The organism is Leclercia sp. TB492, from assembly GCF_049974505.2.
In the GTDB taxonomy this organism is placed as follows: domain Bacteria; phylum Pseudomonadota; class Gammaproteobacteria; order Enterobacterales; family Enterobacteriaceae; genus Enterobacter; species Enterobacter adecarboxylatus_C.
This window is the reverse complement of the sequence record NZ_CM127572.1, coordinates 3,348,154-3,371,682: the sequence shown is the minus strand read 5'-3', so window position 1 is coordinate 3,371,682 and position 23,529 is coordinate 3,348,154. Positions and strand designations below refer to the sequence as shown.

At 58.7% G+C, this 23,529-nt stretch carries 19 protein-coding genes; 13 read left to right on the top strand and 6 right to left on the bottom strand.

Annotated features, from left to right (window positions below; all coding sequences use genetic code 11):
• Positions 1-152: 152 nt before the first annotated feature.
• On the top strand, positions 153-212 hold the full coding sequence (ypfM, locus tag ACP4QI_RS15915) for a protein YpfM (RefSeq protein ID WP_015572204.1): 60 nt from the start codon (positions 153-155) through the stop codon (positions 210-212).
• 107 nt (positions 213-319) lie between these two features.
• Here the strand turns inward: ypfM and acrD are convergent, their stop codons facing one another.
• On the bottom strand, positions 320-3,433 hold the full coding sequence (gene acrD / locus ACP4QI_RS15910) for a multidrug efflux RND transporter permease AcrD (protein WP_426495825.1): 3,114 nt from the start codon (positions 3,431-3,433) through the stop codon (positions 320-322).
• 200 nt (positions 3,434-3,633) lie between these two features.
• A complete protein-coding gene (gene narQ / locus ACP4QI_RS15905) occupies positions 3,634-5,328 on the bottom strand; it encodes a nitrate/nitrite two-component system sensor histidine kinase NarQ (RefSeq protein ID WP_426495824.1) in 1,695 nt (564 codons plus the stop codon).
• 218 nt (positions 5,329-5,546) lie between these two features.
• Between narQ and aegA the strand changes: the two genes are divergently transcribed.
• The 3 genes from aegA (at position 5,547) to ACP4QI_RS15890 (ending at position 9,317) form a co-directional block, all read left to right on the top strand.
• Positions 5,547-7,508, top strand: a complete 1,962-nt coding sequence (gene aegA / locus ACP4QI_RS15900; RefSeq protein WP_426495823.1) for a formate-dependent uric acid utilization protein AegA — start codon at positions 5,547-5,549, stop codon at positions 7,506-7,508.
• A gap of 65 nt (positions 7,509-7,573) precedes the next feature.
• Positions 7,574-8,149: a GDP-mannose pyrophosphatase NudK gene (nudK, locus tag ACP4QI_RS15895; RefSeq protein ID WP_142490011.1), complete on the top strand. Its 576-nt coding sequence runs from the start codon at positions 7,574-7,576 to the stop codon at positions 8,147-8,149.
• Between the two features lie 124 nt (positions 8,150-8,273).
• Positions 8,274-9,317, top strand: coding sequence for a DUF1176 domain-containing protein (locus tag ACP4QI_RS15890; protein ID WP_156264322.1), 1,044 nt, complete (start codon positions 8,274-8,276; stop codon positions 9,315-9,317).
• A 78-nt stretch (positions 9,318-9,395) separates the two neighbouring features.
• Here ACP4QI_RS15890 and tkt read toward each other — a convergent pair whose 3' ends face one another.
• Positions 9,396-11,384: a transketolase gene (gene tkt, locus ACP4QI_RS15885; protein ID WP_285131102.1), complete on the bottom strand. Its 1,989-nt coding sequence runs from the start codon at positions 11,382-11,384 to the stop codon at positions 9,396-9,398.
• Between the two features lie 19 nt (positions 11,385-11,403).
• Positions 11,404-12,354 carry a transaldolase gene (gene tal, locus ACP4QI_RS15880; protein WP_156264321.1) on the bottom strand — a complete coding sequence of 317 codons (951 nt, stop codon included), beginning with the start codon at positions 12,352-12,354 and terminating at the stop codon, positions 11,404-11,406.
• 290 nt (positions 12,355-12,644) lie between these two features.
• Between tal and maeB the strand changes: the two genes are divergently transcribed.
• On the top strand, positions 12,645-14,924 hold the full coding sequence (maeB, locus tag ACP4QI_RS15875; protein WP_231311794.1) for an NADP-dependent oxaloacetate-decarboxylating malate dehydrogenase: 2,280 nt from the start codon (positions 12,645-12,647) through the stop codon (positions 14,922-14,924).
• A gap of 80 nt (positions 14,925-15,004) precedes the next feature.
• Here maeB and hemF read toward each other — a convergent pair whose 3' ends face one another.
• Positions 15,005-15,904, bottom strand: a complete 900-nt coding sequence (hemF, locus tag ACP4QI_RS15870) for an oxygen-dependent coproporphyrinogen oxidase (RefSeq protein WP_285111388.1) — start codon at positions 15,902-15,904, stop codon at positions 15,005-15,007.
• A complete protein-coding gene (gene amiA / locus ACP4QI_RS15865; protein WP_142486648.1) occupies positions 15,904-16,779 on the bottom strand; it encodes an N-acetylmuramoyl-L-alanine amidase AmiA in 876 nt (291 codons plus the stop codon). The genes hemF and amiA overlap by 1 nt, the downstream gene beginning before the upstream one ends.
• A 212-nt stretch (positions 16,780-16,991) precedes the next feature.
• Between amiA and ACP4QI_RS15860 the strand changes: the two genes are divergently transcribed.
• From ACP4QI_RS15860 to cysA, 8 genes are all read left to right on the top strand, one after another.
• Positions 16,992-17,417 carry a GNAT family acetyltransferase gene (locus ACP4QI_RS15860; protein ID WP_142486647.1) on the top strand — a complete coding sequence of 142 codons (426 nt, stop codon included), beginning with the start codon at positions 16,992-16,994 and terminating at the stop codon, positions 17,415-17,417.
• Positions 17,404-17,853, top strand: a complete 450-nt coding sequence (locus ACP4QI_RS15855; protein ID WP_142486646.1) for a DUF2919 domain-containing protein — start codon at positions 17,404-17,406, stop codon at positions 17,851-17,853. The genes ACP4QI_RS15860 and ACP4QI_RS15855 overlap by 14 nt, the downstream gene beginning before the upstream one ends.
• Before the next feature lie 62 nt (positions 17,854-17,915).
• Positions 17,916-18,491, top strand: coding sequence for an RpoE-regulated lipoprotein (locus ACP4QI_RS15850; RefSeq protein WP_426495822.1), 576 nt, complete (start codon positions 17,916-17,918; stop codon positions 18,489-18,491).
• 93 nt (positions 18,492-18,584) lie between these two features.
• Positions 18,585-19,484, top strand: a complete 900-nt coding sequence (locus ACP4QI_RS15845) for a Dyp-type peroxidase (protein WP_142486644.1) — start codon at positions 18,585-18,587, stop codon at positions 19,482-19,484.
• A gap of 161 nt (positions 19,485-19,645) precedes the next feature.
• On the top strand, positions 19,646-20,662 hold the full coding sequence (locus tag ACP4QI_RS15840) for a sulfate ABC transporter substrate-binding protein (RefSeq protein ID WP_142486643.1): 1,017 nt from the start codon (positions 19,646-19,648) through the stop codon (positions 20,660-20,662).
• Positions 20,662-21,495, top strand: a complete 834-nt coding sequence (gene cysT, locus ACP4QI_RS15835; protein WP_142486642.1) for a sulfate/thiosulfate ABC transporter permease CysT — start codon at positions 20,662-20,664, stop codon at positions 21,493-21,495. Before ACP4QI_RS15840 ends, cysT begins: the two co-directional genes overlap by 1 nt.
• Positions 21,495-22,370, top strand: a complete 876-nt coding sequence (gene cysW / locus ACP4QI_RS15830) for a sulfate/thiosulfate ABC transporter permease CysW (protein ID WP_142486641.1) — start codon at positions 21,495-21,497, stop codon at positions 22,368-22,370. The genes cysT and cysW overlap by 1 nt, the downstream gene beginning before the upstream one ends.
• A complete protein-coding gene (cysA, locus tag ACP4QI_RS15825) occupies positions 22,360-23,454 on the top strand; it encodes a sulfate/thiosulfate ABC transporter ATP-binding protein CysA (protein ID WP_142486640.1) in 1,095 nt (364 codons plus the stop codon). The genes cysW and cysA overlap by 11 nt, the downstream gene beginning before the upstream one ends.
• Positions 23,455-23,529: the final 75 nt, after the last annotated feature.

The window sequence follows — 23,529 nt, the reverse complement described above, 5'->3', positions numbered from 1 at the left end:
ATTGCAGTTGGTCACATAAAATTTATCGGACTGGACCCATATTATCTACAAGCCAGTCGTACCAACGGGGGTAGAGCAGTATCACTGATTAAAAAGTCTTCACAATGATGATATATTCTCGTAGAATGGCCATAATAATAAGAGAGGTAGTTATGATTGAACGTGAACTGGGGAACTGGAAAGATTTTATCGAAGGCATGCTTCGTAAATGACATTCAGGAAGAACTGCAAGAGCACTTAATTAGCTAAATAACAATAATGTGAAAATAAACACATAAAAAAGGCGGCCGGTAAGGACGCCTTTTTCATTTTCAATATCTTATTTCTGTTTTTCCTTTAGCGGGAAACGTCGGCGGACCAGCACAAAGAACAGCGGAACAAAGTAAATGGCGAGGATGGTGGCGGAGATCATCCCGCCCATTACCCCGGTTCCCACCGCGTGCTGGCTGCTCGATCCCGCCCCAGAGCTGGTGGCCATCGGCAGCACGCCGAAGACAAACGCCAGCGAGGTCATCAGGATCGGACGCAGGCGCTGGCGACAGGCGTCAAGGGTCGCAGCCATCAGCTCCTGGCCTTTCTCATTCATCTCGTTAGCAAACTCGACGATGAGAATGGCGTTCTTCGCGGAGAGGCCAATGACCGTTAACAGCCCGACCTGGAAGTAGACGTCATTCTCCAGCCCGCGCATCCAGGTGGCGAGCAGGGCACCGATTACCCCCAGCGGCACCACCAGCATGACCGAGAACGGCACTGACCAGCTCTCATACAGGGCGGCCAGACAGAGGAACACCACCAGCAGCGACAACGCATAGAGCGCCGGCGCCTGGGCACCGGAGAGGCGCTCCTGATAGGACATCGCGGTCCACTCAAGGCCAAACCCGGCAGGCAGCTGCTGCACCAGATTTTCCATCACGTCCATGGCGGTGCCGGTACTGACCCCCGGCGCGGCCTCACCGACAATCTCTACCGCTGAATAGCCGTTGTAGCGTTCCATACGCGGAGATCCGGTCTCCCAGCGCGAGGTGGCGAAGGCCGAGAAGGGCACCATGCCGCCGTCTTTGTTGCGCACGTACCACATGTTGATATCGTCCGGCAGCATGCGGTATTTGGCTGCCGCCTGCACGTAGACCTTTTTCACGCGGCCCCGATCCATAAAGTCGTTCACGTAGCTCGAGCCCCAGGCGGTTTGCAGGGTGTCATTGATATCGTCAATGTCCACGCCCAGCGCCTGCGCCTTACGCTGATCAATATCAATCTGCAGCTGCGGGCTGTCATCCAGACCGTTGTGGCGCACGCGCGTGAGGGAAGGATCCTCCCCGGCCAGCTCCAGCAGTCGGTCGCGGGCGGCCATCAGCGCCACATGCCCGGCTCCGGCGTGATCCTGCAGCTCCATATCAAAACCTGCCGAACTGCCGAGCCCGCTGATGGCCGGTGGGCTGCTGGCGAAGACCCGCGCCTCTTTGATGTGGCTGAAGGCTTTGGTGGCGCGCTCGATGATGGCGAATGAACTGCCGGTTTTGGCATCGCGCTCATCCCAGTCTTTCAGGCGCACGAACATACGCGCCACGTTCTGCCCGTTCCCGCCAGGGCCAGAGCCCACGGTAGCAAACACCGACAGCACGTTGTCTTTCTCTTTGGTGAAGAAGTAGGACTCCACCTGCTGAACCACCTTCAGGGTCTGCTGCTGGGTAGAGCCGCTGGGCAACTGCACCGAGGTGATAAACATGCCCCGGTCTTCAAGGGGCAGGAACGAGGTCGGCAGACGCAGGAACAGGAACACCATACCGCCCAGCAGAAGGACGTAGATCAGCACCCAGCGCAGGCTGCGGTGCAGGATCCGCCCGACGCCCGCCTCATAGCGCGCGGCGTTGCGGTTAAACATGCGGTTGAACCAGCCAAAGAACCCTTTCTGGCCGTGCTGTTCGCCCTTATGCAGCGGTTTAAGCAGAGTGGCGCAGAGGGCCGGGGTGAGGATCATCGCCACCAGTACCGACAGCACCATGGCTGAGACGATGGTAATGGAGAACTGGCGGTAGATTGCGCCGGTGGTACCGCCAAAGAAGGCCATCGGCACGAATACCGCCGACAGCACCATGGCAATACCTACCAGCGCCCCCTGAATCTGTTTCATCGATTTTCGTGTCGCTTCGCGCGGGGAAAGCCCCTCTTCGCTCATGATACGCTCGACGTTCTCCACCACCACGATGGCGTCATCCACCAGCAGGCCTATCGCCAGCACCATGGCAAACATGGTGAGGGTGTTGATGCTATAGCCAAAGGCGTAGAGCACCGTAAAGGTGCCCATCAGTACCACCGGCACGGCGATGGTCGGGATCAGCGTGGCGCGGAAATTTTGCAGGAACAGGTACATCACCAGGAACACCAAAGCGATGGCTTCCAGCAGGGTTTTCACCACATCTTCAATCGAGGCCTTCACGAAGGAGGTGGTTTCATAGGCGATTTTGTACTCGAGCCCGTGAGGGAAATAGTGCGACAGCTCATCGAGGCGGTTAATGACCAGTTCTGCCGTGGCCATTTCGTTGGCGCCGGAGGCCAGCTTTACCCCCAGCCCGGAGGCCGCTTTGCCGTTAAAGCGGCTCAGGTAATCGTACTTCTCGGCACCCATTTCGACGGTGGCGACATCGCCCAGCCGCACTTCCGAACCATCCTGGTTGACGCGCAGGGTGATATCGCGGAACTGCTCCGGGGTCTGCAACAGCGACTGGGAGTTAATGGTGGCGTTCAGCGCCTGCTTATCAATGGACGGCGTCCCGCCCAGCTGGCCGACCGCAATCTGCGCATTTTGTGATTCGATGGCGTCGGTAACATCTTTCGCCGTCATCTGAAAACTGTTCAGCTTCGCCGGGTCGAGCCAGATGCGCATCGAGTATTGTGAGCCGTAGGCGTCGATATCCCCCACGCCGTTGATGCGGCTGAGCGGATCCTGAATATTACTGGCGACATAGTCAGCGATATCCTGCTTATCCATCGATCCGTCATTGGAGACAAAGGCGATGGTCAGAATGTTGGTATCACCGGTTTTACGCACCGTCACGCCCTGATTCTGCACCGCCTGCGGCAGCTTACGCAGCGCGGACTGCAGCTGGTTTTGCACCTGCTGCACCGCTTCATCCGGGTCAGCGCCCGCGGTAAAGCTCAGCGTGACCGTCGCCTGCCCGGTGGCGCTGCTCTGGGAAGACATGTACATCAGGTTGTCGAGGCCGGTCATGTTCTGCTCGATCACCTGGGTGACGGTGTTCTCCAGAGTTTGCGCGGATGCCCCCGGATAGTTAGCCGTGATCCGCACGTTAGGCGGGGCCAGATCCGGGTACTGCTCAACAGGAAGGGAAAAAATGGCCAGCGTGCCGGTCAGGCACAACAAAATTGCCAGCACCCAGGCAAAAATGGGGCGATCGATGAAAAAATTCGCCATTAAAATAAGACCTCGTTTTGCTGCGCGTCGTCATTGTACATTGCCCGCATAACTCTAGCGGCAAGGCGGATGCCAAACGTGGAGAAATAAAGGAGATAATGTAAATTATCATGCGCTTTATTCGCGTCGTTGCCCGTTGTGAAGCGGTGAGTATTGTCTATCCGCATGGCTGACTGGTGACATTCCCCCCGTTTTTACCGTTATTTACCCTCGGTAGCGGCTGACGAGCGGAAACAGACGCTGACCTGCGTCCCTCCGCCGGGCGGCTGCGAGAAGTGCAGGGTGCCCCCCAGCCTGTCGGCGCGCTCGCGCATGATATTCAGACCGTAGTGACCCGGCGGCTCGCTGGCGTCGCCAATCCCGATACCGTTGTCGCAAATGTTCACCCTATGGCTACCGTCCGGGGCGGTAACGCAACTGACCTCAATGTCGCTGGCCTGGGCGTGCTTGATGGCGTTTAGCACCGCCTCGCGCACAATTTGCAGCAGGTGGACCTGCATCTGGGCGTCCAGCGCCAGGGAGGAGAGCTGGCAGTCGAGGCGCAGTGTTGCGCCGGTCTGCTTCTGGAGATCGTCCAGCGTCTCCTGTAGCGCAGCGGGCAGGTTGGCCTGGTTCAGCGTCAGGCGGAAGGTGGTAAGCAGCTCGCGCAGCTGGCGGTATGCGGCATTCAGCGCCCGGGAGAAATCGGTAATGATCGCCTGCGCTGCCTCGTTTTCCTCCGGCACCGCATGTTTAAGCAGCGTCAGCTGAATGCGCAGATACGACAGCACCTGCGCCAGCGAGTCGTGCAGCTCGCGGGCGATGGTGGCGCGCTCCTCCATCAGCAGCAGCTGGTGGTAGTGCTTTTGCGCCTGGTTGGAAAAGAGGCCGCGCCCGAGCATGGTGGCGACGCTTTTCATCAACGGGATCGGCACGGCGCGCTGCTCGCTTTGCCAGCGTAGCTCACCGAACCGGGTCTCCAGCATAATGACCGGCAGCACCTGCGTCTCCAGGTGCTCGGCGGCCTCGCCCTCCTGCATTTTCCAGCCGTCGCTGGTATGCAGCGCCAGCCAGGCGATCCCGGTGTATTCGCGCACGGTCTGCAGGATATGACGGAAGCAGTGGCTGTCGATCTTGCTGGTGTTCATCTCCTGCGAGCAGGTAAACAGCATCTCCAGCTGCTGGTGGGCCTCGTGCAGATGGTGCGTCTTCTCTTCAACCGAAATTTCCAGAGAGCGGTACAGGGTGTGCAGCTCGGCGGCCATATGGTTAAAGGTGCGGGAAAGCAGGCCAAGCTCGTTCGGCAGATCGGTATCCGGCACCGGGGTATCAAACCGGCCCTGTTCGATGTGCAGGCTGGAGGCGACCAGACGATTGAGCGGGGCGACCACCTGCTGGCGGATCCGCCGCAGCGTGCTGAGCGCCAGCAGAATGATGCCGATCGCGCCGGCAAAGGAGATGGCGAACACCAGCTGGATTTTATGTTCGGCGTAATGCTGCAGGGAGAGGACAAAGGCGTCGATACGCGCCACATACTCATCCATATGGTTCTGATACCAGGCGTAATCACCCTGATCGAGTTTCTCGTTAACACCCTGCCACGCCAGCTGCAGCAGGTGATAACGCTGTTGAACCTCATCCGGCACGTACCAGCTTTTCAGGGTGAGCAGGGCGGGGGCATTCAGCGTTTGCTGCCAGGCCTGTCGATGAGGCAGCAGATCGGCGCTGCCCCGTTGTATATCGTAACCCAGGCGATAGCTCTGCATCCGCAGTGACCCCGCCAGGTTGATCGCTTCGGCGTCGCGCTGGCTGCTGGCGAGGGTAAACAGCGCAATGGCGCTCGTCAGCAGCGACAGGGCAATGATGGCGAAAAAGGCCCGGGCAAGGCTGCGTGAAACCGGTTGTTTAACTATCACAAATCGCGTCCTGAGCTAATACGAAACAGACCTGAACAACGTTTCCGTAGGGGGAATGAAACGTCATTTCATCAGGAATGAAATTAATTGATCTGACACAGGTTCAGGCGAAATAGTTCGCGTTCCTGGGCAATTGAACATTGCCTCAACCCGTTGCGGTGGGTAAATACATTATTCATACAAAGAATAAGGTTATTTAGGCCAGCAGGGGAACCGTGATGAATCATTTTATTATGGCTAATAGCCAGTTATGCATTGGATGTCGAGCCTGCGAAGTGGCGTGCGTCATGGCGCATCATAATGAACAGCATGCCCTCAGCGCGCGCCATTTTACCCCCCGTATCACCGTGGTGAAAGAGGGCAATAAGCACAGCGCTGTTACCTGCCACCACTGTGAAAACGCCCCCTGTCTACAAAGCTGCCCGAATGGCGCCATCAGTCGGATGCGCGACAGCGTGCAGGTTGATGAGCAGAAGTGTATCGGCTGTAAAGCCTGCGTGGTGGCTTGCCCGTTTGGCACTATGGAGGTGGTCACCGGGGCGCAGTCGGCCACCGCGCAGAAGTGCGATCTCTGCCTGGATCGCCCCGAGGGGCCGGCCTGCGTGGCGAACTGCCCGGCGGATGCCTTATCAAGGGTCACGCCCGATACCCTGAATCAGCTGACCCGTACGCGGCAGGTGCGCACGGCGCGCCATGAGGCGCAGCCGTGGCAGACCGGGGCGGCGGTGACTCCCCGGACGATCGGCAAGCGCGAGCGGATGTATGCCCTGGCCGCGCGCGGCGAGCCGGATAAACTCTCCCCCGAGGCGCGGGCAGGTAATTTCGACGAAATCTATCTGCCGTTCCGTCCGGCGCAGGCGCAGCGTGAAGCCGACCGCTGCCTGACCTGCGGGGAACATTCGGTATGCGAATGGACCTGCCCGCTGCACAACCACATTCCCCAGTGGATTGACTGCGTCAAGGCCGGGGATATCGACGCTGCGGTGGAGTTATCCCATCAGACCAACTGCCTGCCAGAGATAACCGGCCGGGTCTGTCCCCAGGACAAACTGTGCGAAGGGGCGTGCACGGTGCGCGACGTTGCCGGGTCGGTGACCATCGGCAACATCGAACGCTATATCTCCGACCAGGCGCTGGCCAAAGGCTGGCGGCCCGATCTGAGCCAGGTCACGCCCGTCAATAAGCAGGTCGCCATCATCGGGGCCGGGCCCGCCGGGCTGGCCTGCGCCGATGCGTTAATCCGCCGCGGCGTTAGCGTCACGGTCTTTGACCGCCACCCGGAGATCGGCGGCCTGCTTACCTTCGGCATTCCGGCCTTTAAGCTGGATAAATCGCTGCTGGCCCGCCGTCGGGAGATCTTCACGGCGATGGGCATCCGCTTCGAGCTGAACTGCGAGGTGGGTAAAGATCTCCCGCTGACGCAGCTGCTCAGCGAGTACGATGCCCTGTTTGTTGGCGTGGGCACTTACCGTTCGATGAAGGCGGGCATTCCCCATGAGGATGCGCCCGGGGTCTACGATGCCCTGCCGTTCCTGGTGGGCAACACCCGGCAGCTGATGGGGCTGGCCCCGTCGGTAGAGGAGCCCTTTGTCGATACCACCGGGCTGAACGTGGTGGTGCTGGGCGGCGGCGATACGGCGATGGACTGCGTGCACACCGCGCTGCGTCACGGGGCCGCCAGCGTCACCTGCGCCTACCGCCGGGATGAAGCCAACATGCCGGGCTCGAAAAAAGAGGTCAAAAACGCCCGGGAAGAGGGGGCCGCCTTTGAGTTTAACGTGCAGCCGGTGGAGCTGACCCTCGACGAGACCGGGCAGGTTAACGGCATTCGCCTCCTGCGCACCCGGCTGGGCGAGCCTGATGCCCAGGGCCGCCGCCGTCCGGTGCCTGTCGAGGGTAGCGAGTTTGTCATGCCTGCCGATGCGGTGATCATGGCCTTTGGCTTCAACCCGCATGCCATGCCCTGGCTACAGGCGCAGGGGGTCGAGGTGGATGACTGGGGGCGGATCGCCGCCAGCGTCGAGACGCGCTACCGCTATCAGACCAGCAACCCGCAGATCTTTGCCGGTGGCGACGCGGTGCGCGGCGCCGATCTGGTGGTCACGGCAATGGCGGAAGGGCGGCATGCCGCCCAGGGCATCGCTGACTGGCTTGGGGTCGAGGCACCCGCCCCGCATTAACCTGACGGACGACAACGCGGGCTTCTCAGCGTAGTATGACCAGCATGACGCGTAACGGAGCCCGTATAAACTTGAAAATTGAACTGATTAAAGACAAGTGCCTCTCGGATAACTATTTCATTCTGCGCAACCTGACCTACGATTTGACGCGGCGTAACGGCGAAGTGGTGCGCCACAAACGTGAAGTCTACGATCGGGGTAACGGCGCTACTGTCCTGCTCTACAACACTGAGAAGCAGAGCGTGGTGCTGATCCGCCAGTTCCGCATCGCCACCTGGGTGAACGGCAATCCCGACGGGCGACTGATCGAAACCTGCGCCGGGCTGCTGGATAACGATGAGCCGGAAGTCTGCATTCGCAAAGAGGCGATCGAAGAGACCGGTTTTGTCGTCGGTAACGCGCGCAAGGTGTTTGAGCTGTACATGTCCCCCGGCGGCGTGACGGAAATCGTCCATTTCTTCGTGGCGGAATACAGTGACGCCCAGCGCGCAGGCAAGGGCGGCGGGATAGAGGACGAAGAGATCGAGGTCCTGGAGCTGCCCTTCAGCGAGGCGTTATTGATGGTTCAATCGGGTGAAATACGGGACGGCAAAACGGTGATACTCTTACAGTATTTGCGCAGCTCCGGGTTAATGGATTGATATTATTATTCTTAATAAGATGTATTTCATATAAATCTATCCGATAAATCTGATTGAGTAACCCCGGCCTGAGCAGGAAGATACGGTCTGTTTGTCTGTCTTTGCTTCCGGGATCCTGCTATTCATGCGTCACAGCCTTTTTCTTATCTTTATGCTCAGCGTGCTGCCCGCGGCTCTGGTTCAGGCGGCACCTGCACAGCAGTCGTTTACTGACTGGCAGGTGACCTGCAACAACCAGAACTTTTGTATCGCGCGCAATACCGGTGAGCATAACGGGCTGGTAATGACGCTGAGCCGCAGCGCCGGGGCAAAAACCGATGCGGTGCTGCGCATCGATCTCGGCGGGCTGGCCACGCCCGACCCTAAACAGCCCGCTATCGCGCCCCGCCTGCTGCTTGACGGCGAGCCGCTGCAGCTTGCTCCACCGCACTGGCAGGTGACTCCCTGGCGTCTGACCACCGATCATGCCGCCACTATTACTGCTCTGTTGACCACGCTTCAGCAGAAAAAGGCCATCACCCTGGCGGATGGCAAGCAGGTCATCTCCCTGGATGGGCTGAAAGAGGCCCTGCAGTTTATCGATGCCCAGCAAAAGCGTGGCGGGAGTGAAACCGCGTGGATCAACAAAGGCGCGCAACCGCCGCTGAGCGTACCGCCCGCGCCAGCGCTGAAAGAGGTTGCCGTAGTCAACCCGACCCCCACGCCGTTAACCCGCGAAGAGCGCAGCGATCTGACCGACTATGGCACCTGGCGCATTAACAACAGCCAGTGCTCACTCGACCCGGCGCGTCGTGAAGTGCGGGTCACCGCCTTAACCGATGACAAAGCGCTGCTGATGATCAGCTGTGAGGCTGGGGCCTATAACACCGTCGATCTGGCCTGGCTGGTGTCGCGTAAGAAGCCGTTTGCCTCCCATGCGGTGCGCCTGCGCCTGCCGTTTGTGCCGTCGAGCGACAGCAGCGAGATGGAGTTGATGAACGCCAGCTTCGATGAGAAGAGCCGCGAGCTGACCACCCTCGCGCTGGGACGCGGCATTGCCGATTGCGGGATCCAGACGCGCTGGCGCTTTACCGGACAGCGTTTCCGTCTGGTGCGTTATGCGGAAGAGCCGAGCTGCGATAACTGGCATGGACCCGATTCCTGGCCCACGTTGTGGATCACAAGATAAAAGCAAAACGGTAACCATAAGGTTACCGTTTTTTGGTTTTGTAGGCCCGTGCAAGCGTAGCGCCGCCGGGCAAGGCACTTACAGTAAGGCCTGCGCCTTCTCTACCACGTTCTCAACCGTAAAGCCGAAGAACGGGAACAGCTTGTCGGCAGGCGCCGATTCACCATAGCCGGTCATCCCGACAATCTTCCCTTTCAGCCCGACATACTTGTACCAGTAGTCCGCAATACCCGCTTCGACCGCCACGCGCGCCGTAACGTCCGACGGCAGCACCGACTCGCGGTACGCCTCATCCTGAGCATCAAAAATATCCGTTGAAGGCAGGGACACTACCCGCACCGCGTGGCCTTCCGCGGTCAGCTTCTCCGCCGCCTTGACGGTGATCTCCATCTCCGATCCGGTGGCAATCAGAATAATATCCGGCTTGCCGCCGCTGTCTTTCAGGATGTATCCCCCGCGGGCAATATTTTTCACCTGCTCCGGGGTACGCTCGATCTGCGCCAGGTTCTGACGGGAGAGGATCAATGCCGTCGGGCCGTTGTGGCGCTCTATTGCCAGCTTCCAGCCCACCGCGGCTTCAACCTGATCGCACGGACGCCAGGTGCTGAAGTTCGGCGTCAGACGCAGGCTGGCCAGCTGCTCCACCGCCTGGTGGGTCGGGCCATCTTCCCCCAGCCCGATGGAGTCGTGGGTATAGACCATGATCTGCCGGGCCTTCATCAGCGCCGCCATACGCGCGGCGTTACGCGCATACTCCACGAACATCAGGAAGGTGGCGGTGTAAGGCACAAATCCGCCGTGATGGGCGATGCCGTTGGCAATGGCGGTCATGCCGAACTCGCGCACCCCGTAGTGGATGTAGTTCCCGGCGATATCTTCTTTAAGCGAGGTTGAGCCCGACCAGATGGTCAGGTTGCTCGGGGCCAGATCCGCCGAGCCGCCCAGCAGCTCCGGCAGGATCGGACCAATGGCGTTGAGGGTATTCTGCGAGGCCTTACGGGTGGCGATCTTCGCCGGGTTGGCCTGCAGGTTTTCGATCAGCGCCTGGGTGGTCTCTTCCCAGTTCTCGGGAAGCCCGCCGCTCATGCGACGGCTAAACTCGGCCGCCAGCTCCGGGTGCGCTTTCTGGTAGGCAGCAAATTTGTCGTTCCAGGCCGCCTGCGCTTTTTCGCCCTCTTCGCGGGCATCCCAGGCTTTGTAGATCTCTTTCGGGATCTCAAAGGCCGGGTATTTCCAGCCCAGCTTCTGGCGGGTCAGGGCCACTTCCTCTTCGCCCAGTGCCGCGCCGTGCGACTCCTCTTTGCCGGCTTTGTTCGGGGAACCAAATCCGATGACCGTGCGACAGATAATCAGCGACGGTTTATCGGTCACGCTTTGCGCTTCCTGGATGGCCGCCTTCAGCGCCTCAGGATCGTGACCGTCAATCTCATGCACCACATGCCAGTGGTAGGCTTCAAAGCGTTTTGCCGTGTCGTCAGTGAACCAGCCCTCGGTCTCGCCGTCGATGGAGATACCGTTGTGATCGTAGAAACCAATCAGCTTGCCCAGCCCCAGCGTGCCCGCCAGGGAGCAGACCTCGTGGGAGATCCCCTCCATCAGACAGCCGTCGCCCATAAACACATAAGTATTGTGATCGACAATCTCATGTCCCGGCTGGTTAAACTGCGCCGCCAGCGTGCGCTCGGCAATCGCCAGCCCGACCGCATTCGCCAGCCCCTGACCCAGCGGGCCGGTAGTGGTCTCCACCCCAGGGGTGTAACCCAGCTCCGGGTGACCCGGGGTTTTCGAGTGCAGCTGGCGGAAGTTTTTCAGCTCCTCAAGCGGCAGGTTATAGCCGGAGAGGTGCAGCAGGCTGTAGAGCAGCATCGACGCGTGACCGTTAGAGAGAATAAAGCGGTCGCGGTCGTACCACGTCGGATCGTTGGGGTTGTGCTTCAGGAAATCATTCCACAACACTTCTGCGATATCGGCCATACCCATTGGTGCGCCTGGATGACCGGAATTGGCTTTTTGCACGGCATCCATGCTGAGGGCGCGAATGGCATTGGCTAACTCTTTACGGGACATAGTTCACTCCATGGCAAGGTTACAGTTTGGCGGCGAGCAGATCTTCGAGTTTGCGTTGGTCGACCGCGAAAAGACGGATCCCTTCTGACAGCTTATCGACCGCCATGGCGTCCTGATTATGCTCCCAGCGGAATTCGGCTTCGGTCATTGGTTTTGGTTTTGGCAACACCGTTGAAGAAGGCACCAGGCGACGGACCACCTCTTCCTCTTTCTCCTGTAACTCCTGCAGCAGGTTAGGGGAGATGGTCAGGCGGTCGCAGCCGGTAAGGGCAAGGATCTGCTCGGTGCGGCGGAAGCTGGCGCCCATCACGATGGTTTCGTAGCGGTGCTGCTTATAGTAGTCGTAGATATTGCGAACGGATTTTACGCCCGGATCTTCCTCTACTACGTAGGGGTCCATCGGCTGGCGGGCCTGATACCAGTCGTAAATACGCCCGACGAACGGTGACACCAGGAACACCCCGGCTTCGGCGCAGGCGCGTGCCTGAGCAAAGGAGAACAGCAGCGTCAGGTTGCAGTTAATTCCCTCTTTCTCCAGCACTTCGGCGGCGCGGATCCCCTCCCAGGTGGAGGCCAGCTTGATCAGAATGCGCGATTTTTCGACATCCTGCTCCTCGTAGAGCTTCACCAGATGGCGCGCTTTGGCGATGCTTTTTTCCTGGTCAAAGGAGAGGCGTGCGTCCACTTCGGTAGAGACCCGTCCCGGAATGCTTTTCAGAATTTCGCTACCAATATTAACCGCCAGCTTATCGCTGGCCTCAGCGACCTGTTGCTCTTTGGTTTTCCCCCGTCCTTTACCGTACGCAATGGCGTCGTCAATCAGGTGCGAGAAGTGCGAGAGCCCGGCGGCTTTCAGCAGCAGCGATGGGTTGGTGGTCGCATCCTGTGGCTGGTAGTGGCGGATGGATTCGATATCACCGCTGTCAGCAACGACCGTGGTGAATTGTTTGATGCCGTCTAGTTGGTTCATAAGTAATGACTCCTTGAAAATAAAAGAGTTGGTGGAGTGTGTTAGATCACACTTCTGTGAAATTCGCGATGTACTTAACAAAAAAGCATAGCAGACGGACATGGTCTTGCTTTGATGGGCAGGTAACATGATTGTTATAAATTGATAACAATTTTTGTTTTTTGATGGTGAGAGTTTGGCAGCCTTCAAAGTTTGAGCGGCGGGCAGCAGCGATACTATCCGCCATCCAGGGTGAACTCAGACCATAACAACATCACCCATTTTGAACGATACGTGAAAGGAACCTTACAATGGACGAGCAGTTAAGACAGAGTGCCCTCGATTTTCATGAATTCCCCGTACCTGGCAAAATTCAGGTCTCTCCGACCAAACCCCTCGCCACCCAGCGCGACCTGGCGTTAGCCTATTCGCCGGGCGTGGCCGCGCCCTGTCTCGAAATCGAAAAAGATCCGCTGGCGGCCTACAAATACACCGCCCGCGGCAATCTGGTGGCGGTGATCTCCAACGGCACTGCGGTGCTGGGGCTGGGCAATATCGGGGCGCTGGCCGGTAAACCGGTAATGGAAGGCAAGGGCGTGCTGTTCAAGAAATTCGCCGGTATCGACGTGTTTGATATTGAAGTGGATGAGCTGGACCCGGACAAATTCATCAACGTGGTGGCCGCGCTGGAGCCGACCTTTGGCGGCATCAACCTCGAAGACATTAAAGCGCCGGAATGTTTTTATATCGAGCAGAAGCTGCGCGAGCGGATGAACATTCCCGTGTTCCACGATGACCAGCACGGAACGGCGATCATCAGCACCGCCGCTATTCTGAACGGCCTGCGGGTGGTGGAGAAGAACCTCTCTGACGTGCGGATGGTGGTCTCCGGCGCGGGCGCGGCAGCCATCGCCTGTATGAACCTGCTGGTGGCGCTGGGGATGCAGAAGCACAACATCGTGGTCTGCGATTCCAAAGGGGTGATTTATAAAGGCCGCGAAGCCAATATGGCGGAGACCAAAGCTGCCTACGCCGTGGACGACGACGGCAAGCGCAGCCTGGCGGATGTGATGGACGGCGCGGATATCTTCCTCGGCTGTTCGGGCCCGAAAGTGCTGAACGAAGAGATGGTGATGAAGATGGCGCGCGCACCGCTGATCCTCGCCCTGGCGAACCCGGAGCCTGAGATCCTGCCGCCGCTGGCAAAAGCGGTCCGCCCGGATGCGATCATCTGTACCGGCCGTTCCGATTACCCGAACCAGGTGAACAACGTCCTCTGCTTCCCGTTCATCTTCCGCGGAGCGCTGGACGTCGGCGCGACCGCCATTAACGAAGAGATGAAGCTGGCGGCGGTTCACGCTATTGCCGAGCTGGCACATGCGGAGCAGAGCGAAGTGGTGGCTTCCGCCTATGGCGATCAGGATCTGAGCTTCGGCCCGGACTACATTATTCCGAAACCGTTCGATCCGCGTCTGATTGTCAAAATCGCCCCGGCGGTCGCCAAAGCGGCGATGGACTCCGGCGTGGCGACACGGCCTATCACCGACTTCGATGCCTATGTCGATAAGCTGACCGAGTTTGTCTATAAAACCAACCTGTTCATGAAGCCGATCTTCTCCCAGGCGCGCACGGACGCCAAACGTGTGGTGATGGCAGAAGGGGAGGAGGCGCGCGTCCTGCACGCCACTCAGGAGTTGGTGAGCCTGGGGCTGGCGAAGCCGATCCTGATTGGTCGTCCGAGCGTGATCGAGATGCGTATCCAGAAGCTGGGGCTGCAAATTAAGCCGGGCGTGGACTTCGAGATCGTCAACAATGAGTCCGATCCGCGCTTTAAGGAGTACTGGAACGAATACTACGCCATCATGAAGCGCCGGGGGATCACCCAGGAGCAGGCCCAGCGGGCGGTGATCGGCAACACCACGGTGATCGGGGCGATCATGGTTCACCGCGGTGAAGCTGACGCGCTAATCTGCGGCACCATTGGCGACTATCACGAGCACTTCAGCGTGGTGCAGGAGATCTTCGGCTATCGCGAGGGGGTACATACCGCCGGGGCGATGAATGCCCTGCTGCTGCCAAGCGGCAACACCTTTATTGCCGATACCTACGTCAACGACGATCCTACCCCGGAGCAGCTGGCGGAGATCACGGTGATGGCTGCGGAAACGGTGCGTCGCTTCGGTATCGAACCGAAGGTGGCGCTACTGTCGCACTCCAACTTTGGCTCCTCCAAATCGGCGGCCGCGTGCAAAATGCGCCAGACCCTGGAGCTGGTGCGCGAGCGCGCGCCGGAGCTGATGATCGACGGAGAGATGCACGGCGACGCCGCGCTGGTGGAGAGCATTCGTAACGAGCGGATGCCGGACAGCCCGCTGAAAGGCTCAGCCAACGTGCTGATCATGCCGAACGTCGAAGCGGCGCGTATCAGCTATAACCTGCTGCGCGTCTCCAGTTCGGAAGGGGTGACCGTTGGGCCGGTACTGATGGGCGTGGCGAAACCGGTGCATGTGTTAACCCCGATTGCGTCCGTGCGTCGTATTGTGAACATGGTGGCGCTGGCGGTGGTAGAGGCGCAGACCCAGCCGCTGTAATGGGGATGGGTCGGGTGGCGCTTTCGCTTATCCGACCTACAGGTTTTGTAGGCCGGGCAAGCGAATGCGCCGCCCGGCAATTAAATCCAGTCCCGAACCTTAATAAACTCCTTCAGGGCAGCCTCGCGGCTGCCTTCTTTCGGATCAAAGTTATACTCCCAGCGCACCAGCGGCGGCATCGACATCAGAATCGACTCCGTGCGCCCGCCGGTCTGCAGGCCGAACAGCGTGCCGCGGTCCCACACCAGATTGAACTCCACGTAACGCCCCCGACGATAGAGCTGGAACTCGCGCTCGCGCACGCCGTAATCGTGGCTTTTACGCCGCTCGACAATGGGTAAATAAGCGTCGGTATAGCCGTTGCCCACCGCCTGCATAAAGCTAAAGGCGGTATCAAAATCCGGGGTGTTCAGATCGTCAAAGAACAGCCCGCCAATGCCGCGCTGCTCGTCACGGTGCTTCAGATAAAAGTACTCATCGCACCATTTCTTGTATTTCGGGTAGACGTCCTCACCAAAGGGCTGGCACAGGTCATGCGCGGTCTGGTGCCAGTGGATTGCGTCTTCCTCAAACCCGTAGAAAGGCGTTAAGTCGAAGCCGCCGCCAAACCACCACACCGGATCGGCACCCGGTTTTTCGGCGATAAAAAAGCGCACGTTGGCATGGCTGGTGGGCACGTAGGGGTTATGCGGATGCACCACCAGCGAGACCCCCATCGCTTCGAAGCTGCGGCCCGCCAGCTCCGGGCGGTGCGCGGTGGCCGAAGCGGGCATGGCATCGCCGTGAACGTGGGAAAAGTTAACCCCGGCCTGCTCGAACACGCCGCCGTTACGCAGCACGCGGCTGCGCCCGCCGCCGCCGGCTTCGCGCTGCCACTCATCCTGCTGAAATTCACCGCCATCGACGGCACTCAGTTTCTGGCAAATTTCATCCTGCAACTGCAGCAGAAAGGTTTTGACCAGCTGTGCATTGGGTTTCATTAACGTTTCCTGGAGTGCGCTTTCTGGTTATCGAACCAGTTGAAGTAACTGATGATCCCGGAGGCGATGGCGTTGGCGATCTTCTGGCGAAACGCCCTGGTGCCCAGCAATCGCTCTTCTTCCGGGTTGGTGATAAAGGAGGTTTCCACCAGCACAGAGGGAATCGACGGGGATTTCAGCACCACAAACGCCGCCTGCTCGGTACCCTTGCTGTGCAGACGGTGCACCGGCTTAATCTTCTTCAGAATATGCGAGCCGAGGGTCAGGCTATTCTTGATGGTGTCGGTTTGCACCAGGTCAAACAGCACCTGCTGGAGCAGATGATCTTTGTCGGTGGTCTTCTTTCCGGCCACTTCATCCGCACGGTTTTCACGGTCAGAGAGGTATTTTGCCATGGCGCTACTGGCGCCACGATTGGAAAGGGCAAATACCGAAGCACCCGCCGCCGAGGGGTTAGTAAAGCCGTCAGCGTGGATCGACATAAACAGATCGGCACCGTGCTGGTGGGCAATCTCCACCCGGTCGTACAGCGGAATAAAGGTGTCGCCGGAGCGGGTCAGGCGGGCGTCAATGCCGTTGCTGCGTAAAATCGCCCGGACGTTTTTTGCAATCGCCAGCACGACATGTTTTTCTTTAGAGCCGTTACGGCCTATGGCGCCGGTATCGATGCCGCCATGGCCCGGATCGAGCATTACCAGACGCTTCGCACCGGGCTTTTTAGTTTTCGGCTTGCTGTGTCCGTTACTGGTTTTAAGGGTGCTTTCGTCTTTTGCCTGAGCCTGCTTTGCAATGCCCGTTAACGTTAAGGCCGCCAGCCCCGCTTTGAGAACCTGACGACGCGATGTGAGTGCTTTTAATGGTTTGAATGTGCTCATGCGGCCTGAATTGTAAAAATTGGGGTCCTGGTGTTATATCGTATCGTCTTTTCCGTTACGACAGTCCATGTGGCGAATTGTTTTACTTTTCATTTCAATACGTGACAAAGTGCCATTATGCCAAATTTCCTGACCTTTTTCGCTGGATATTGGCGAAAGAGGGCGTTCGCGTCATAATCACTGTTTTTAAACCCAAAAAGGCGGTTAATACCATGGAGATACGCGTTTTTCGCCAGGCAGACTTCGAAGAGGTGATCACCCTTTGGGAGCGCTGCGATCTACTGCGACCGTGGAACGATCCGGAGATGGACATCGAGCGCAAGCTCAACCATGACGTCAGTCTGTTTCTGGTCGCGGAAGTGAATGGCGAAGTAGTGGGCACGGTGATGGGCGGCTACGACGGGCATCGTGGTTCGGCGTACTACCTGGGGGTTCACCCGGAGTTTCGCGGGCGTGGCATTGCCAACGCGCTGCTCAATCGTCTGGAAAAGAAACTGATCGCCCGGGGCTGTCCGAAGATTCAGATCATGGTGCGTGAAGATAATGACGTGGTGCTGGGTATGTACGAGCGTCTCAACTATGAACATGCCGACGTGCTGACGCTGGGCAAACGCCTGATAGAAGATGAAGAGTATTGATTTTCACCCCGGGGACTATGACAGCCACGGTCGGGTTCGCCTGCCGTTTCTGTTCTGGTGCGTGCTGCTGCTTCAGGCGCGCACCTGGGTATTGTTCGTGCTGGCCGGGGCTTCCCGCGATCAGGGCAATACCCTGCTGAACCTGTTTTATCCGGACCACGATAACTTCTGGCTCGGGCTGCTGCCGGGGATCCCGGCGGTGCTGGCCTTTTTACTGAGCGGGCGGCGCCATCTCGTGCCGCGCCTGTGGCGCGCGCTGCGCTGGCTGTTGATCCTCGCCCAGGGCGTGCTGCTGGGCTGGCAACCCCTGCTGTGGCTCAACGGTGAGGCCGTGAGTGGGCCGGGCATTGCGCTGCTGGTAGCCGATATCGTGGCGCTGCTGTGGCTGCTGACCCATCCCCGCCTGCGCGCCTGTTTTACGCCTGAAAAAGATTAAACGGCACTTTTTAGCGATGCTGCACTCCAACAAGCGTCAAATTAACCAGAAAGGATCTCCCGATGAAATCGCTGCGTTTACTGTTATGCGCGCTCCCCGTTGTCCTGACGGGCTGTTCAACGCTCTCCGCCGTGAACTGGTCTGCGGCCTACCCCTGGAACTGGTTCGGTTCATCCACGGAGGTGACCGAGCAGGGCGTGGGGAATCTCAGTGCCGCTACGGCGCTGGAACAGAGCGCCATCGAATCGGCGTTAGGCGGCGATTACCGTCTGCGTAGCGGCATGAAAACGCAGAACGGTACCATCGTGCACTACTTTGAAGCGATGAAAGATGACCAGCTGGCGCTGGTGATTAACGGTGATAAATCCACTGTCGGGCGCATGGAGGTGCTGGACAGCGAGATCGAAACCGACAATGGCGTGAAGATCGGGACCCCGTTCAGCGACCTGTATCAGAAAGCCTACGGCAACTGCGTCAGCGTGCCGGGTGATGACAGCGTAACGGTGGAGTGTAAGGCCGACGGCAGCCAGCATATCAGCTACCAGTTTAGCGGAACCTGGAGCGGCCCGGAGGGGTTGATGCCGTCTGACGACACGCTGAAGAACTGGAAAATCAGCAAAATTATCTGGCAGCAGTAAATTGCGCCTGGACAAGCCGCCTCGCTGAAAAAGCGGGTATAATCGCCGCCAACAATGCCACGACGTCGTGGCATCTTTTTTTCAGGAGGAGCGATGTCTCAGGTTCAGAGTGGCATTTTGCCAGAACATTGCCGCGCGGCGATTTGGATTGAAGCCAATGTCAAAGGGGATATTGATGCCCTGCGTGCGGCCAGCAAAGTTTTTATCGATAAACTGGCCACCTTCCAGGTCAAATTCCCGGATGCCCACTGCGGCGCGGTGGTGGCGTTCGGCCACAACGTCTGGCGTCAGCTGAGCGGTGGGGAAGGGGCCGAAGAGCTGAAAGACTTTGTCCCTTACGGCAAAGGTCTGGCCCCGGCCACCCAGTACGACGTGCTGATCCATATTCTCTCCCTGCGTCACGATGTGAACTTCTCCATTGCCCAGGCCGCGATGGCCGCCTTTGGCGATTGCGTCGAAGTGAAAGAAGAGATCCACGGTTTCCGCTGGGTGGAAGAGCGCGATCTGAGCGGCTTCGTTGACGGCACCGAAAACCCGGCAGGGGATGAGGTCCGTCGTGACGTGGCGGTCATCAAAGAGGGCGTGGACGCGGGCGGCAGCTACGTGTTCGTCCAGCGCTGGGAGCACAACCTCAAACAGCTTAACCGTATGAGCGTACACGATCAGGAGATGATGATTGGCCGCACCAAAGAGGCCAACGAGGAGATCGACGGCGATGACCGTCCGGCGACCTCGCACCTGAGCCGTGTGGATCTCAAAGAAGACGGCAAAGGGCTGAAGATTGTGCGCCAGAGCCTGCCGTACGGCACCGCCAGCGGTACGCACGGTCTCTACTTCTGCGCCTACTGTGCGCGTCTGTATAACATCGAACAGCAGCTGCTGAGCATGTTCGGGGATACCGACGGCAAGCGTGACGCCATGCTGCGCTTCACTAAGCCGGTCACCGGCGGCTACTACTTTGCGCCGTCCGTTGAGCGTCTGCTTGCACTGTAATTCCCTCAGCCTGACCCTCTCCCCACAGGGGAGAGGGGAGTAATGCCTTATTCCCTTTTCTGCTTCTAAATCACCAAACGGTATATAAAACCGTTACTCCTTTAGTACTCGTTATAAATATGATGACCCTAAGAAAATCATCACAACTCTTAGGGTGCGCAATGGCCGTTACTGTACTGAAAAAAGGATCTCTGGTGCTGGCAGCTTCAGTGTTGCTGGTCGCTCAGGCGCAGGCAACCGAGCTGCTGAACAGCTCTTACGACGTCTCCCGCGAGCTGTTTGCCGCCCTGAACCCGCCGTTTGAACAGCAGTGGGCGAAGGATAATAACGGCGACAAGCTGACCATCAAACAGTCTCACGCCGGTTCGTCCAAACAGGCGCTGGCGATCCTGCAGGGGCTGAAAGCGGATGTGGTGACCTACAACCAGATTACCGACGTGCAGATCCTGCACGACAAAGGCAAGCTGCTCCCGGCCGACTGGCAGAGCCGTCTGCCCAATAACAGCTCGCCGTTCTACTCCACCATGGGCTTCCTGGTGCGTAAGGGAAACCCGAAGAACATTCATGACTGGAACGACCTCGTGCGTTCTGACGTGAAGCTGATTTTCCCGAACCCGAAAACCTCCGGCAACGCCCGCTATACCTATCTGGCCGCCTGGGGGGCTGCGGATAAAGCTGACGGTGATGATAAGGCCAAAACCGAGCAGTTCATGACCCAGTTCCTGAAAAACGTCGAAGTGTTTGATACCGGCGGACGCGGCGCGACCACCACCTTCGCCGAGCGCGGTCTGGGCGATGTGCTGATCAGCTTTGAATCGGAAGTGAACAACATTCGCAAACAGTATGAAGCGCAGGGCTTCGAAGTGGTTATCCCAAAAACCAACGTGCTGGCGGAGTTCCCGGTCGCCTGGGTGGATAAAAACGTGCAGGCAAACGGCACTGAGAAGGCGGCAAAAGCCTATCTCAACTATCTCTACAGCCCGCAGGCGCAGACCGTGATCACCGATTACTACTATCGCGTGAATAACCCGGACGTGATGAACAAGCTGAAAGATAAGTTCCCGCAGACCGAGCTGTTCCGCGTGGAAGACCATTTTGGCTCCTGGCCTGAGGTGATGAAAACGCACTTCGCCAGCGGCGGTGAGTTGGACAAATTGTTGGCGGCGGGGCGTAAGTAATGTTTGCAGTTTCCTCCAGACGTGTGCTGCCGGGCTTTACCTTAAGCCTCGGGACCAGCCTGCTGTTCGTCTGTCTGATTTTGTTGTTACCGCTCAGTGCGCTGGTGGTCCAGCTCTCTGAGATGAGCTGGTCCCAGTACTGGGAGGTGATCAGCAACCCGCAGGTGGTGGCGGCCTATAAGGTGACGCTGCTGTCGGCGTTTGTCGCCTCCATCTTCAACGGCGTGTTCGGCCTGCTGATGGCGTGGATCTTAACCCGCTACCGCTTCCCGGGCCGCACGCTGCTGGATGCGCTGATGGATCTGCCGTTTGCGCTGCCTACCGCCGTGGCCGGTTTAACCCTGGCCTCGCTGTTCTCGGTGAACGGGCTTTACGGCGAGTGGCTGGCGAAGTTTGATATCAAAGTGACCTATACCTGGCTTGGCATTGCGGTGGCGATGGCCTTTACCAGCATCCCGTTTGTGGTGCGTACCGTGCAGCCGGTGCTGGAGGAGTTGGGTCCGGAATACGAAGAGGCGGCAGAAACCCTCGGCGCGACGCGCTGGCAGAGCTTCTGCAAAGTGGTCATGCCGGAGCTCTCTCCCGCGCTGCTGGCGGGCGTAGCGCTGTCGTTTACCCGCAGCCTCGGTGAATTTGGCGCGGTGATTTTTATCGCCGGTAATATCGCGTGGAAAACGGAAGTCACCTCGTTGATGATTTTTATCCGGTTGCAGGAGTTTGATTACCCGGCGGCAAGCGCGATTGCCTCGGTGATCCTGGCGGCCTCGCTGCTGCTGCTGTTCTCAATTAACACTCTGCAAAGTCGCTTTGGTCGACGCGTGGTAGGTCACTGATGGCGGAAGTTACTGAATTGAAGCGCTACGACGCGCCCCGTATTAACTGGGGGAAATGGTTCCTGATAGGGACGGGCGTGCTGGTGTCCGCCTTTATTCTCGTTGTGCCTATGGTGTACATCTTTGTCCAAGCGTTCAGCAAAGGGATCATGCCCGCGCTGCAAAATCTGGCCGATCCGGACATGCTGCATGCCATCTGGCTGACGGTAATGATTGCCCTGATTACCGTGCCGGTGAACCTGGTTTTCGGCGTTTTGCTGGCCTGGCTGGTGACGCGCTTTAACTTCCCGGGCCGCCAGCTGCTGCTGACCCTGCTGGATATTCCGTTTGCGGTGTCGCCGGTGGTGGCCGGTCTGGTCTATCTGCTGTTCTACGGCTCCAACGGCCCGCTGGGCGGCTGGCTGGATGAACATAACTTACAGATCATGTTCGCCTGGCCGGGCATGGTGCTGGTGACGGTATTTGTGACCTGTCCGTTTGTGGTGCGCGAGCTGGTGCCGGTGATGCTCAGCCAGGGCAGCCATGAAGACGAAGCGGCGGTACTGCTGGGCGCATCCGGCTGGCAGATGTTCCGTCGCGTGACGCTGCCCAACATCCGCTGGGCGCTGCTGTATGGCGTGGTGCTGACTAACGCCCGCGCGATTGGTGAGTTTGGCGCGGTGTCGGTGGTTTCCGGCTCGATCCGCGGCGAAACCCTGTCGCTGCCGTTACAAATTGAATTGCTGGAGCAGGACTATAACACCGTCGGTTCCTTTACCGCCGCAGCCCTGCTGACGCTGATGGCTATTTTGACCCTGTTTTTAAAGAGTATGGTGCAGTGGCGTTTAGAGAATCAGGCCAAACGCCAGCATCAGGAGGGAAATCATGAGCATTGAGATTGCCAATATTAAGAAGTCCTTTGGTCGCACCCAGGTGCTGAACGATATCTCGCTGGATATCCCTTCCGGACAAATGGTGGCGCTGCTGGGGCCGTCTGGCTCCGGTAAAACTACGCTGCTGCGTATTATTGCCGGTCTGGAGCATCAGACCAGCGGGCATATTCGCTTCCACGGTACCGACGTCAGCCGCCTGCATGCGCGCGATCGTAAGGTGGGCTTCGTGTTCCAGCATTACGCCCTGTTCCGCCATATGACGGTGTTCGACAACATCGCCTTCGGCCTGACGGTACTGCCGCGTCGTGAACGCCCAAACGCCGCCACCATCAAAGCGAAAGTGACCAAACTGTTGGAGATGGTGCAGTTGGCACACCTGGCGGACCGTTATCCGGCCCAGCTCTCCGGTGGGCAGAAACAGCGCGTGGCGCTGGCCCGTGCCCTGGCGGTTGAGCCGCAGATCCTGCTGCTGGATGAGCCCTTCGGCGCACTGGATGCACAGGTGCGTAAAGAGCTGCGTCGCTGGCTGCGTCAGCTGCATGAAGAGCTGAAATTCACCAGCGTCTTCGTCACCCACGATCAGGAAGAGGCGATGGAAGTGGCCGACCGGGTGGTGGTGATGAGCCAGGGGAATATCGAGCAGGTTGATGAGCCAGAGCACCTCTGGCGCGAACCGGCTACCCGCTTTGTGCTGGAGTTTATGGGCGAAGTGAACCGTCTGCACGGCCATATTCGCGGCGGTCAGTTCCACGTTGGCGCCCATCGCTGGCCGCTGGGTTACACGCCTGGCTATCAGGGGCCGGTGGATCTCTTCCTGCGCCCGTGGGAAGTGGACGTCAGCCGTCGCACCAGTCTGGATTCCCCGCTGCCGGTACAGGTGCTGGAAGCCAGTCCAAAAGGCCACTACACCCAGCTGGTCGTGCAGCCGCTGGGCTGGTACAACGAACCGTTGACGGTGGTCATGCGCGACGAGGAGCCGCCATACCGCGGCGAACGTCTGTTTGTCGGGCTGCAACATGCGCGCATTTATCACGATAAGGATCGTATCGAGACGCGTGGAGATCTTGCTCTGGCGGAATCTGCCTGATAGGTTAAGCCCACGTAGTTTTGCCGGGTGGCGCTGCGCTTACCCGGCCTACCATATGCTCTCTGTAGGCCCGGT